This window comes from Bradyrhizobium sp. 604_D8_N2_3, from assembly GCF_051810765.1.
GTDB lineage: Bacteria > Pseudomonadota > Alphaproteobacteria > Rhizobiales > Xanthobacteraceae > Bradyrhizobium > Bradyrhizobium barranii.
The window spans coordinates 1,257,265-1,270,141 of record NZ_JBPWPM010000001.1; the positions used below are offsets into that span (position 1 = coordinate 1,257,265).

The following is a 12,877-nucleotide window of genomic DNA, read 5'->3' on the forward strand; positions in this document are numbered from 1 at the left end:
CGCGCCATGGCGAGTTTCTTCATCGACAGGCCGATCTTCGCCTGGGTGGTCGCGCTGTTCATCTGCTTGATCGGCGCGATCGCGGTCCCGCTGCTGCCGATCGCGCAATATCCGATCATCGCGCCGCCCTCGATCTCGATCTCGACCAGCTATCCCGGCGCCTCGCCCGAAAACCTCTACAACAGCGTCACCCGGCTGATCGAGGAGGAGCTCAACGGCGCCTCCGGCATCCTCAATTTCGAATCGACCAGCGACTCGCTCGGCCAGGTCGAGATCATCGCCAATTTCCAGCCGGGCACCGATACCAGCGCCGCCTCCGTCGAGGTGCAGAACCGCATCAAGCGCGTCGAAGCGCGGCTGCCGCGTGCGGTGATCCAGCAGGGCATCCTGATCGAGGAAGCCTCGAGCGCCGTGCTCCAGATCATCACGCTGAACTCGACCGACGGCAGCCTCGACGAAGTCGGCCTCGGCGACTTCATGATCCGCAACGTGCTCGGCGAGATCCGCCGCATCCCCGGCGTCGGCCGGGCCACGCTCTATTCGACCGAACGTAGCTTGCGCGTCTGGGTCGATCCGGCAAAGCTGGTCGGCTACGGGCTGACCGCGGACGACGTCAACAAGGCGATCGCCGCGCAGAACGCACAGGTCGCTTCGGGCAGCATCGGCGCCGAGCCGTCGACCTCGAGCCAGCGCACCTCCTCGCTGGTGCTGGTCAAGGGCCAGCTCTCGTCGCCGGACGAATTCGGTTCCATCATCCTGCGCGCCAATGCCGACGGTTCGACCGTGCGGTTGCGCGACGTCGCACGCATCGAGGTCGGCGGCCTCAGCTACCAGTTCAACACGCGCCTGAACGGCAAGCCGACCGCGGGCCTCTCCGTGCTGATGTCGCCGACCGGCAACGCGCTGGCGACCGCGAGCGCGGTCGAGGAGAAGATGAAGGAGCTGTCGCGCTTCTTCCCGGCCAACATCTCCTACGAGATCCCCTACAACATCACGCCCGTGGTCGAGGCCTCGATCAAGAAGGTGCTGACGACGCTGGTCGAAGCCGTGGTGCTGGTATTCGTGGTGATGTTCCTGTTCCTGCAGAACATCCGCTACACCATCATCCCGACCATCGTGGTGCCCGTGGCGCTGCTGGGCGCGTGTACCACGCTGCTGCTCGCCGGCTATTCCATCAACATGCTCTCGATGTTCGGCATGGTGCTCGCGGTCGGCATCCTCGTCGACGACGCCATCGTCGTGGTCGAGAACGTCGAACGCATCATGTCCGAGGAAGGCCTGCCGCCGAAGGAAGCGACGCGCAAGGCGATGGCGCAGATATCGGGCGCCATCATCGGCATCACGCTGGTGCTGATGGCGGTGTTCGTGCCGATGGCGTTCTTCCCAGGCTCGGTCGGCATCATCTACCGCCAGTTCTCGGTGACCATGGTCGCCGCGATCGGCTTCTCCGCCTTCCTCGCGCTGTCGCTGACGCCGGCGCTGTGCGCGACGATTCTGAAGCCCGTCGCGGCCGGCCACGGCCATGCGAAGCGGGGCGTGTTCGGCTGGTTCAACCGCATGCTCGAAGGCGGCAAGGAGGGCTATTCCCGCACCGTCGGCTTCTCGCTGAAGCGGACCGGCCGCCTGATGCTGGTCTATGTCGCGCTGCTGGCTGGTCTCTCCTGGGCCTTCGTCAGCCTGCCCGGCGGCTTCCTGCCGATCGACGACCAGGGCTTCGTCACCACCGACGTGCAGACGCCGTCGGATTCGTCGTATCCCCGCACCGAGGCCGTCATCGAGAAGGTCGAGAAATATCTCGGCGAGCGGCCGGGTGTGAAGGATGTCACCTTCCTCACCGGCTTCAGCTTCTCTGGCCAGGGCATGAACACCGCGCAGGCCTTCATCACGCTGAAGGACTGGTCGGAGCGCGGGCCGAAGGACTCTGCCGCGGCGATCGTCAACGACATCAACCGCGATCTGTCGTCGTCGATCCGCGATGCAAAGATCTCTGCGCTCCAGCCGCCGCCGATCGACAATCTCGGCAACTCCTCGGGCTTCTCGTTCCGCCTCCAGGACCGCGGCCAGAAAGGCTATCCGGCATTGATGCGCGCCGCCGACCAGCTGATCGCGGAGGCCAATGCGAGCCCGGTGCTTCAGAAGGTCTATATCGAGGGCCTGCCCGAGGCCGGCGTGGTCAATCTCGTGATCGACCGCGAGAAGGCCGGCGCCTTCGGTGTCACCTTCGAGGACATCAACAACACGATCTCGACCAATCTCGGCTCGAACTACATCAACGACTTCCCGAACCGCGGCCGCATGCAGCGCGTCGTGGTGCAGGCCGATGCCCGCGACCGCATGCGGACCGAGGACATCCTCAACTACAACGTCAAGAACAGCCGTGGCCAGCTCGTGCCGTTCTCGTCCTTCGCCACGGTCGAATGGGCGCGCGGCCCGACGCAGATCGCGGGCTTCAATTATTATCCGGCAGTGCGCATCTCCGGCGAGGCGAAACCCGGCTTCACCTCGGGCGACGCGATCGCCGAGATGGAGCGGCTTGCCGGCAAATTGCCGCGCGGCTTCGGCTATGAATGGACCGGACAGTCGCTCCAGGAAAAACTGTCGGGCTCGCAGGCGCCGTTCCTGCTGGCACTGTCGGTGTTCGTGGTGTTCCTGTGTCTTGCCGCGCTCTACGAGAGCTGGACCATTCCGCTCGCGGTGCTGCTCACGGTGCCGCTCGGCATCGTCGGCGCGGTGGCCGCGGCGATGCTGCGCGGCCTGCCCAACGACGTCTATTTCACCGTCGGCCTGATCACCATCATCGGCCTCGCGGCAAAGGACGCGATTCTGATCATCGAGTTCGCCAAGGACCTGCGCAAGGAAGGCAAGCCGCTGGTGGACGCCACCATCGAAGCCTGCCGCCTGCGCTTCCGCCCGATCCTGATGACCGGCCTTGCCTTCATCTGCGGCGTGCTGCCGATGGCGATTGCGCACGGCGCCGGCGGCGCCAGCCAGCAGGCGCTCGGCAGCATCGTGATGGGCGGCATGATCGCGGTGGTGATCCTGGCGCTGCTGATGGTGCCGGTGTTCTTCGTCTCGGTGCAGCGCGTGCTCGCGGGAGATCGGGAGCCGGCTGCGGCGAAGGACGGCGAGGCGTACGGGCCGCCCGCGCCGGTGAAGCCATAAGGCGAGCTGTCATGCCCCGCGCAGGCGGGGCATCCAGTACGCCGCGGCCCTTCCGTATCCAACAAACGTCTCTGGAATACTGGATCACCCGCTCCAGTGCGCAAGTGCGCACAAGGCGGGTGATGACGGCGGAGTGTGAAGCGCAGGGCTTCGCCTTACGCCTACTTCCGCAAAATCTTCACCAGCTCCCCGTGCACGAACTCGTTGCCGCACACGACATGCCCGGTCACCAGCGCGTCGCCCGGCGTTGCGATGTCGCTCACCGTGCCGCCCGCCTCGCGCACCATGATCATGCCGGCGGCGATGTCCCAGGATTGCAGGTTGCGCTCCCAGTAGCCGTCGAGGCGGCCGGCGGCGACGAAGGCCAGGTCGAGCGAGGCGGCGCCGAAACGGCGGAGGCCCGCGACGCGGTCCTGGATCGCGGTCATCTCGCGGCGGAATTCCTCGTGGTCGCCGCGGCCGATATGCGGCAGGCCACAGGCCACCACGCATTCGTTGAGCTGGCGGCGGCCGGCCACGCGCAGGCGCTGGTCGTTGAGGAAGGCGCCCTTGCCGCGCTCGGCGATGTAGAGCTCGTCATTGGCGGGGTTGTAGATCACGCCCGCAATGATCGTGCCCTCGCGCACGAGGCCGATCGAGATCGCGAATTGCGGGATGCCGTGCAGGAAGTTGGTGGTGCCGTCGAGCGGGTCGACGATCCAGGTGTGGCTCTTGTCGCTGCCTTCGCGGGTGCCGCCTTCCTCGCCGATGAAGCCGTAGCCGGGGCGGGCCTTGGCGAGGTCCTGGTAGAGGATCTCCTCGGCGCGCTTGTCGGCGAGCGAGACGAAATTGGCCGGCCCCTTCAGCGAGACCTGGAGATGCTCGATCTCGCCGAGATCGCGCTTGAGGCTGCGGCCGGCGCGGCGCGCGGCCTTGACCATGACGTTGATAGTGGCGGAATACAGCATGTGCTCTGGTCTTGATCGGGGGAAATGGCGCGAAATCGCGCCTGTTTGAAGGATGGGGTGCCCTGCGAGGGCCTTTGCGTCAAGTCATTTGGTCCCGAGCCATTTTCTGGCGGCGGCCTCGGCCTTGCCCCGGTCCTCGGCCGGCAGGTCGGACAATTGCTTGTCGAGCTCCGGATCGCCCTTGCCGGAGGTTTTCGCCACCAGGTGCCATTTAAAGCCCTCGACCTTGTCCACGGACGTGCCCATGCCGTTGATCAGCACCCAGGCCAGGCGGTTCTGCGCGATCGCGCTGCCCTGGCGGGAGGCCTTGCGGAGCAACGCGACGGCGGCCGGCTGGTTCTTCACCGTGCCGGTGCCGTTGAACATGGCGATGGCATATTCGACCTCGGCATCGACATTGTCCGCCAGTGAAGCCGCCTGGAGCAGCCGCACCGCGCGTTCCGGGTCCTTCGGCACGCCGGTGCCTTCCTTGTAGAAGGTCGCCAGCGCGTATTGCGCCTCGGGCAGGCCGGCGTCGGCGGCCTGACGCAGCAGCTCGGCGGACCGCTTGACGTCCTGCGGCAGGGTCTGGCCGTCGAGGTAAAGCAGCGCGAGGTTATAGGCCGCCTTGGGCTCGCCGAGCTTGGCGGCGGAAGCCATCAGCTTCACCGCCTCGCTTTTGTCGACCGAGCCGCCGCGGCCGGAAATTCGCAGCATGGCGAGCGCGAACATCGCCTCGCGGTCGCCGGCATCGGAGGCGCGCTTGTACCATTCCAGCGCCTTGGCGTAGTCGCGGCGGATGCCCATGGCGTTGGAATAGAGCTCGCCGAGCATGGTCATCGCCTTGGGGTCGCCCGCTTGTGCGCGGGCGGTGGCGAGATCGAACGCCGTCTTGTACTGGCCGCGCTGATAGGCGCCGAACACCAGGTCGACATTGGGATTGTCGGTTGCCGGTGCGGGGATCACGGTTGCGGGCAGCGCCGGCTTGGGCGAGGCGGCCGGCTTGGGCGAGGCCGAAGGTTTTGGCGCCGGCGCGGCCTCCTTCTTCTTGGCGGCCGGAGGCGGCTTGGGCTTCTCTTTCTCAGGCACGGCGCTCGGCGTGGCCACCGGCGGCGTGATCTGGAGCTGCGCGGCCGCGGGCGCCGTCAGCAGCAGCGTGGCCAGGATGGTGATGCGCGGGAGCTTCATGTCGGGCGCTAGCCGTGCTCCTGACCCGCAAGCGCGGCCGCATGGGCCTTCTTGATCTCAGCGTCGACCTCGATCAGCGCGGCCTTGGGACCGCGCGGATCGGACCAGACGAATTCGCCGACCAGCACGAAATCGGCGCCGCTGGCGGCGAAGTCGTGCGCCTCTTCGAGCGAGGTGGCAAAGCCGACGCAGGGCGGCTCGAACAGCTCGGCCCACCAGTCCAGCCGCTCGGCGATCGCCTGGGACGACGGGCGTTGGCCCTTTGCATCAGGTTCGCCGAACAGCACGTAGTCCGCGCCTATCTCGCCCGCATCCATGGAATGGTGCCGCGTCGTCAGCCCGCCGACGCCGGCGATGCGATCGGGCTTGAGCGATGGCAGCGCCTCTTTCAGCGCGGCGATGCCGGGCAGGTGCGCGCCGTCGGCGCCGCCACGTGCGACCAGTTCGGCATGACCTTCAACGAGCAGCGCGGCGCCCGCCTTCTGGACCGGCGGGGCCAGCGCCTTGATGCGCGTGATCATGGTGCGCTGGTCGGTCTCCTTCAGCCGCAGCAGCACGGCCGCGACGTCGGCGGCAGCGAGCAGGCCCGGCAGCTCGGCGACGAACGCAGCGGGATCATCGATGGCAGGCGTCGCGAGATAGAGACGCGGCGCCGGGCGCGGCGGAGGCGATTTGTTCGACAAGATCTAGGCTGCTTTCTTTTCCAGGCTGCTTTGCCATTCGCCCTTGGACGCCAGACCATTCATCCGGGCGCGATGGCTGAATGCACTTTGGCCGGCTGCGACATTCTCGGCCTTGCCGGACCAGGCCTTCTGCGGCGCGGCCTGCAGCGCGCGGCCGTAGGAGAAGGTCAGGCCCCAGGGCAGCGGGCCAAGCTTGTGCATGGCGTTGAGATGCGCCGTCGCCTCTTCGCCCGACTGGCCGCCGGAGAGGAAGGCGATACCGGGCACGGCCGCGGGCACGCAGGCCTTCAGCAGCCGAATTGTCTTCTCCGCGACTTCCTCGACGGGAGCCTGCTTCGCGCACTTCTTGCCCGAGATCGCCATGTTCGGCTTCAGCACCATGCCTTCGAGCGCAACGCGCTGCACGCGCAATTCCTGGAAGGTCTTGTTGAGCACGCGGGTCGTCACTTCATAGCAGCGGTCGATGTCGTGATCGCCGTCCATCAGCACTTCCGGCTCGACGATCGGCACGATCTGCGCGGCCTGGCACAGCGCTGCGTAGCGGGCCAGCGCATGGGCGTTGACGCCGATCGCGGTCATCGACGGAATGCCGCTGCCGATATCGATCACGGCGCGCCATTTGGCGAAGCGCGCGCCGCGCTCGTAATATTTCTTCAGGCGCTCGGCGAGCTTGTCGAGCCCGACGGTGACGAGCTCGCCCGGGCACATCGGCAGGGCTTGCGTGCCCTCGTCGACCTTGATGCCGGGGATGGCGCCGCTCTGTTCGATCAGCTTGACCAGTGGCGTGCCGTCCTTCGCGTCTTGCCAGATCGTCTCGTCATAGAGGATCACGCCGGAGATGTACTGGCTCATGGCCTCCCTGGAGCGGAACAGCATCTCGCGATAGTCGCGGCGATTGCCTTCCGTCGATTCCACCCCGATCGCGTCAAATCGCTTCTTGATGGTGCCGGAGGATTCGTCGGCGGCAAGGATGCCCTTGCCGGGCGCGACCATGGCGGTCGCGATCCTGTTGAGCTCAGTCAGATTCATCGAGAGGTCCTCCCAAAACGATGCTGCCCTTGCCTGTGAAAATAGACCGTTCTCGGGCAATTGCCGAGTTAACGTTCGTCGCAGGGTAAAGGGGGCCCTCTGTCCTTCCGGGATGCGCCGAAAGGCGCAGGCCCGGAATCCATAACCCCAGGCTGTGGTTATGGATTCTCAGATGCGCAATTGCGCATCATAGCCCACGCTTCGCGTGTCCCGGAATGACGGGAGGATGTGGCTGAAGGCCTTACGCCACCTTCGGATCCAGCTCGCCCTTGGCGTAGCGCTTGGCCATCTCGGCGGGGGTCAGGACCTTCTTGAACTTGGAGGCCTGGCCTGCGGTATTGAACTCCTGGAGCCGCTGCTTGCACAGCTTGGTCATCGCTTCCATCGCCGGCTTCAGGTACTTGCGCGGGTCGAACTCTTCCGGGTGCTCCTTGAACACCTTGCGGATCTGGCCGGTCATGGCCATGCGGTTGTCGGTGTCGATGTTGATCTTGCGCACGCCGTTCTTGATGCCGCGCTGGATCTCGGCGACCGGAACGCCCCAGGTCGGCTTCATCTTGCCGCCGAACTCGTTGATGATGTCCTGGAGGTCCTGCGGCACCGACGAGGAGCCGTGCATCACGAGATGCGTGTTCGGCAGCTTGCGGTGGATCTCCTCGATCACCTTCATGGCGAGGATGTCGCCGTCGGGCTTGCGGGTGAATTTGTAGGCGCCATGCGAGGTGCCCATCGCGATCGCGAGCGCGTCCACCTTGGTCTCCTGGACGAACTTCACGGCCTCGTCCGGATTGGTCAGGAGCTGGTCGTGGCTCAGCTTGCCTTCGGCGCCGTGGCCGTCTTCCTTGTCGCCCATGCCTGTTTCGAGCGAGCCGAGCACGCCGAGCTCACCCTCGACCGAGATGCCGCCGAGATGGGCCATGTCGGTCACGGTCTTGGTGACGCCGACATTGTAAGTCCAGTCGGCCGGGCTCTTGCCGTCGGCCTTGAGCGAGCCGTCCATCATGACCGAGGTGAAGCCGGCCTGGATCGCGGTCATGCAGGTCGCGGCCTCGTTGCCGTGGTCGAGATGCACGCAGACCGGAATGTGCGGATAGATCTCGGTCACCGCGTCCATCATGTGCTTGAGCATGATGTCGTTGGCGTAGGAGCGCGCACCGCGCGAGGCCTGGATGATGACGGGCGCGTCGACCGTGTTGGCCGCGTCCATGATCGCCAGCGCCTGCTCCATGTTGTTGATGTTGAAGGCCGGTACGCCGTAATCGTTCTCCGCTGCATGGTCGAGCAATTGACGTAACGTGATCCGAGCCATCTGTCTTTTTCTCCGGTTTGGGCCTGCAAGGCCGACTTAAAAGGCCGACTGATTACTTGGTGCGCAGAACTTCGACGCCGGGAAGGGGCTTGCCTTCCATCCATTCAAGAAATGCGCCACCGGCGGTCGAGACATAGGTGAATTGACCGGCCACATGGGCCTGGTTGAGGGCCGCGACCGTGTCGCCGCCGCCCGCGATCGAGATCAGCTTCTTGGCCTTGGTGCGCTCGGCGGCATGCTTGGCGGCCGACACGGTTCCGCGGTCGAACGGCTGCATCTCGAAGGCGCCGAGCGGTCCGTTCCAGACCAGCGTGGCGGCGTCGTCGATGGCGGCGTGGACACGCGCGATCGATTGCGGGCCGACGTCGAGGATCATGCCGTCGGCCGGGATCGCATCGAGCCCGTAGGCATGCGAGGGCGCGTTCGCCGCGAAATGATAGGCGACGGTGGCGTCGACCGGCAGGATGATCGCGCAATTGGCGGCTTCCGCCTTCTCCATGATGCGGATCGCCGTCGCGGCAAGATCCTTCTCGGCCAGCGACTTGCCGATCCCAACGCCCTGGGCGTGCAGGAAGGTGTTGGCCATGCCGCCGCCGATCACGAGCGCGTCGACCTTGGTGACGAGGTTTTCGAGCAGATCGATCTTGGTCGAGACCTTGGCGCCGCCGATGATCGCGATGACGGGCTTGGTCGGCGAGCCCAGCGCCTTCTCCAGCGCGACGAGCTCGGCCTGCATGGTGCGGCCGGCATAGGCCGGCAGCTTGTGGCCGAGGCCTTCGGTCGTGGCATGGGCGCGGTGCGCGGCCGAGAAGGCGTCATTGACCCAGATGTCCCCGAGTTTCGCCAACTCGGCGACGAAGGCGGGATCGTTCTTTTCCTCTTCCTTGTGGAAGCGGGTATTTTCCAGGCACAGGATGTCGCCATCCTTCAACGCCGCTACGGCCGTGGCCGCGGGCTCGCCGACGCAGTCGTCCGCGAAGGCGACGGGCCTGTTCACGACCTTCGACAGCGCTTCAGCAACCGGCTTGAGCGACTCCTTGGGGTCGCGTCCCTTCGGTCGGCCGAAATGCGCGAGCAGGATGACCTTGCCGCCCTTGTCCGAGATTTCGGTGATGGTCGGCGCAACGCGCTCGAGCCGGGTTGCGTCGCTGACGCGCCCGTTGTCCATGGGCACGTTGAGATCGACGCGCAGCAGCACGCGCTTGCCCTTCACATCGACGTCGTCGAGGGTGCGGAATTTGTTGGTCATCGGACACTCTCTTGTCCCGGGCGCAAAGCGGCGCGGAGTGCCGCCGTGCAGAACCGGGACCTACGCTGGAGGGACATGGGTCCCGGATCTGCGACGCAGCGTTTCACGCTGCATCGCGTCCGGGACACGAGAGCGGAGTTAGATCACCTTCGCGAACGCGACGGCGGTGTCCGCCATGCGGTTCGAGAAGCCCCACTCGTTGTCGTACCAGGACATCACACGCACCAGCGTGCCGTTCTGCACCTTGGTCTGGTCCTCGTGGAAGGTCGAGGAGTGCGGATCGTGGTTGAAGTCGATCGAGACGTTCGGCTGATTGGTATAGCCGAGAATGCCCTTGAGCTGCTGCTCGGAGGCACGCTTCATCGCCGCGTTGATTTCCTTGGCGTCGGTGGCGCGCTTGGCGACGATCTTGAGGTCGATGACCGAGACGTTCGGGGACGGCACGCGGATCGAGACGCCGTCGAGCTTGCCCTTGAGTTCCGGGAGCACGAGGCCGATTGCCTTCGCCGCGCCGGTCGAGGTCGGGATCATCGACATCGCCGCCGCACGGCCGCGGTAGAGATCCTTGTGTAGCGTGTCCAGCGTCGGCTGGTCGCCGGTGTAGGCGTGGATCGTGGTCATGAAGCCGGTCTCGATGCCGACCAGGTCGTTCAGCACCTTGGCGACCGGCGCGAGGCAGTTGGTGGTGCAGGAGCCGTTGGAGACGACCAGGTGATCCTTGGTCAGCGTGTCGTGGTTGACGCCGTAGACGATGGTGGCGTCGGCGCCGTCGGCGGGCGCGGAAACGAGAACGCGCTTGGCGCCGGCGGTGAGATGCGCGGACGCCTTGTCCTTCGCGGTGAAGATGCCGGTGCATTCCATCGCGATGTCAACGCCGAGATCCTTCCAGGGCAGCTTCGAGGGATCGCGCTCGGCGGTCACCTTGATCTTGCCGCCGCCGAGGTTGATGGAGTCGCCATCGACGGTCACGGTGCCGGGGAAGCGGCCATGGACGCTGTCGAAGCGAAGGAGGTGCGCGTTGGTCTCGACCGGGCCGAGGTCGTTGATGCCGACGACCTCGATGTCCTTGCGGCCGGACTCGGCAATAGCCCGCAGGATGTTGCGGCCGATGCGGCCAAAACCGTTAATTCCGACGCGGACTGCCATGTTTCATCTCCTTATGACCGTTCAATGACGTGTTCGATAACCCCGATCATCCCGCACAACGCGCTTAGCGCGCCTGCGAGGGTTTTTTAGGGCGGACGCCCGGTTCGGCCGGGCGATGCTTGATCATATGAGAGACTACGTAGTCCTTTTTTTTGGCAAGCTCAACTCTCAGCTAACGCGCTTCAGCACAGCGTTAACCGCAGCCTCGGCGGTAATGCCGAAATGCTTGTAAAGATCCTTCGCCGGCGCGCTCGCGCCGAACGAATGCATGCCGATAAAATCGCCATCCTGGCCGATCACGGCATCCCAGCCCCAGCGCACTGCGGCCTCGATCGCGACCTTCACCGGCGCGTTGCCGATGATCTCGGCACGCTTGGCTTCTGGTTGCGCTAACAAAAGCTCGAGCGAGGGCACCGAGACCACCCGTGACGCGATGCCGCGCTCGGCGAGCTGCTTCTGGGCGGCGACCGCGATCTCGACCTCGGAGCCGGAAGCGAACAGCGTTGCCTTGGCTTCGCCCTGGGCGGCGACCAGCTCGTAGGCGCCGGCCGCGCAAGGAATGTCGTTCGGCGCATTGGTGCGGAGCTGCGGCAGGTTCTGACGCGTCAGCGCCAGCACGGTCGGCCCGTCGATACGATTGAGCGCAAGCTCCCAGCACTCGGCGACCTCGATGGAGTCAGCCGGGCGGAACACGCGCATGTTCGGAATGGCGCGAAGTGCGGCGAGATGCTCGACCGGCTGGTGGGTCGGGCCGTCTTCGCCGAGGCCGATGGAGTCGTGCGTCATCACGTAGACGACGCCGGCGCCCATCAACGCGGCAAGGCGCATCGCGGGACGCGCATAGTCGGTGAACACCAGGAAGGTCGCACCGTTCGGCGCGAAGCCGCCATGCAGGAAGATGCCGTTCATTGCAGCCGCCATGCCGTGCTCGCGGATGCCGTAATGGATGAAGCGGCCTTTTGGCGTCTTGGCCGAGAAAGCTGTGGCCGACTTCGCCTTGTTGTTGTTGGAGCCGGTGAGGTCGGCGGAGCCTGCGAGGAATTCCATCGGCATCGCGCCGGCGATGACTTCGATCACCGCTTCCGAGGATTTGCGGGTCGCCGCGGTCATCGGCTTTTCCAGCAGCTCCTTCTTGTACGCGCGCACGGCCTTCGCGAGCGAGGCCGGACGCTCATGACGCAGACGGCGCTCGAACTCGGCGCGCTTGCGGCTGCCGAGCCCACCGAGCCGTCCCTCCCATTCCTGCCGTGCCGCCGCGCCGCGGCTGCCGGCGGCGCGCCAGGCCTTCAGCACGTCATCCGGCACCGAGAACGGCTCGAGCGAGATGCCGAGATTTTCCTTGGCGGCCTTGAGCTCGTCGGCGCCGAGCGCCTCGCCATGCGCCTTCGCGGTGCCGGCCTTGTGCGGCGCGCCGAAGCCGATGGTGGTGCGGCAGGCGATCAGCGTCGGCTTGTTGGATTTTTGCGCGCGGGTGATCGCAGCAGTGATGGCGGCCTGGTCATGGCCGTCGATCTTTTCGGCGGCCCAGCCCGCGGACTTGAAGCGCTTTACCTGGTCGACGGAATCGGAGATCGAGGTCGGCCCGTCGATCGAGATGCCGTTGTCGTCGTAGAGCACGATCAGCTTGCCGAGCTTCCAGTGCCCGGCCATCGCGATCGCTTCCTGCGACACGCCTTCCATCAGGTCGCCGTCGGAGGCGAGCACATAGGTGTGGTGGTCGACGATCTTCTTGCCGAATTCGGCGGCCAGCATCTTCTCGGCGAGCGCCATGCCGACCGCGGTCGAGATCCCCTGGCCGAGCGGACCGGTAGTGGTCTCGATGCCCTTGGTGTGGAAGTTCTCGGGATGCCCCGGGGTCAAGCCGCCGAGCTGGCGGAACTGCTTGAGCTGATCCAGCGTCATGTCGGCATTGCCGGTCAGATACAGCAGCGAATAGAGCAGCATCGAACCGTGGCCGGCCGAGAGCACGAAGCGGTCGCGGTCGGGCCAGTCGGTGGCAGTGGCGTCGAATTTCAGGAATTGCGTGAACAGCACCGTGGCGACGTCGGCGGCGCCCATCGGCAGGCCGGGATGGCCCGATTTCGCCTTCTCGACAGCGTCCATCGAGAGGCCACGGATCGCGTTGGCCATGCGGTTGTGGTCGACTTGCGTCATGTCTGAAATCCGTCTGAAATGAGGCGCTTGG

9 protein-coding genes are annotated in these 12,877 nt (G+C 65.6%); 1 reads left to right on the plus strand and 8 read right to left on the minus strand.

Annotated features, from left to right (window positions below):
• Window positions 1-6 precede the first annotated feature (6 nt).
• Window positions 7-3,162, plus strand: a complete 3,156-nt coding sequence (locus AB7245_RS05920; protein WP_439033928.1) for a multidrug efflux RND transporter permease subunit — start codon at window positions 7-9, stop codon at window positions 3,160-3,162.
• Between the two features lie 161 nt (window positions 3,163-3,323).
• Here AB7245_RS05920 and AB7245_RS05925 read toward each other — a convergent pair whose 3' ends face one another.
• The 8 genes from AB7245_RS05925 to tkt form a co-directional block, all read right to left on the minus strand.
• Entirely contained in the window at window positions 3,324-4,109 is a 786-nt protein-coding gene (locus AB7245_RS05925) for an inositol monophosphatase family protein (protein WP_028150910.1), read from the minus strand.
• Window positions 4,110-4,193: 84 nt separating this feature from the next.
• Window positions 4,194-5,276 carry a tetratricopeptide repeat protein gene (locus tag AB7245_RS05930; protein ID WP_085401781.1) on the minus strand — a complete coding sequence of 361 codons (1,083 nt, stop codon included), beginning with the start codon at window positions 5,274-5,276 and terminating at the stop codon, window positions 4,194-4,196.
• Window positions 5,277-5,284: 8 nt separating this feature from the next.
• Window positions 5,285-5,959 carry a thiamine phosphate synthase gene (locus AB7245_RS05935; protein WP_085401782.1) on the minus strand — a complete coding sequence of 225 codons (675 nt, stop codon included), beginning with the start codon at window positions 5,957-5,959 and terminating at the stop codon, window positions 5,285-5,287.
• A 3-nt stretch (window positions 5,960-5,962) separates the two neighbouring features.
• Window positions 5,963-6,988, minus strand: coding sequence for a class I fructose-bisphosphate aldolase (locus tag AB7245_RS05940; RefSeq protein WP_085401783.1), 1,026 nt, complete (start codon window positions 6,986-6,988; stop codon window positions 5,963-5,965).
• A gap of 241 nt (window positions 6,989-7,229) precedes the next feature.
• Window positions 7,230-8,297 (minus strand): class II fructose-bisphosphate aldolase, encoded by a 1,068-nt coding sequence (gene fba / locus AB7245_RS05945; protein ID WP_071916654.1) that lies wholly within the window; start codon window positions 8,295-8,297, stop codon window positions 7,230-7,232.
• Window positions 8,298-8,349: 52 nt separating this feature from the next.
• Window positions 8,350-9,546 (minus strand): phosphoglycerate kinase, encoded by a 1,197-nt coding sequence (locus tag AB7245_RS05950; protein WP_063981025.1) that lies wholly within the window; start codon window positions 9,544-9,546, stop codon window positions 8,350-8,352.
• Between the two features lie 138 nt (window positions 9,547-9,684).
• Window positions 9,685-10,692, minus strand: coding sequence for a type I glyceraldehyde-3-phosphate dehydrogenase (gap, locus tag AB7245_RS05955; RefSeq protein ID WP_085401784.1), 1,008 nt, complete (start codon window positions 10,690-10,692; stop codon window positions 9,685-9,687).
• A 168-nt stretch (window positions 10,693-10,860) separates the two neighbouring features.
• A complete protein-coding gene (gene tkt, locus AB7245_RS05960; protein WP_085401785.1) occupies window positions 10,861-12,846 on the minus strand; it encodes a transketolase in 1,986 nt (661 codons plus the stop codon).
• Window positions 12,847-12,877 lie beyond the last annotated feature (31 nt).

Bases quoted from the DNA above. Each gene is read 5' to 3' on its own strand.
- AB7245_RS05920 (WP_439033928.1), top strand. From the start codon at position 7: ATGGCGAGTTTCTTCATCGACAGGCCGATCTTCGCCTGGGTGGTCGCG.
- AB7245_RS05925 (WP_028150910.1), bottom strand. From the start codon at position 4,109: ATGCTGTATTCCGCCACTATCAACGTCATGGTCAAGGCCGCGCGCCGC.
- AB7245_RS05930 (WP_085401781.1), bottom strand. From the start codon at position 5,276: ATGAAGCTCCCGCGCATCACCATCCTGGCCACGCTGCTGCTGACGGCG.
- AB7245_RS05940 (WP_085401783.1), bottom strand. From the start codon at position 6,988: ATGAATCTGACTGAGCTCAACAGGATCGCGACCGCCATGGTCGCGCCC.
- fba (WP_071916654.1), bottom strand. From the start codon at position 8,297: ATGGCTCGGATCACGTTACGTCAATTGCTCGACCATGCAGCGGAGAAC.
- AB7245_RS05950 (WP_063981025.1), bottom strand. From the start codon at position 9,546: ATGACCAACAAATTCCGCACCCTCGACGACGTCGATGTGAAGGGCAAG.
- gap (WP_085401784.1), bottom strand. From the start codon at position 10,692: ATGGCAGTCCGCGTCGGAATTAACGGTTTTGGCCGCATCGGCCGCAAC.
- tkt (WP_085401785.1), bottom strand. From the start codon at position 12,846: ATGACGCAAGTCGACCACAACCGCATGGCCAACGCGATCCGTGGCCTC.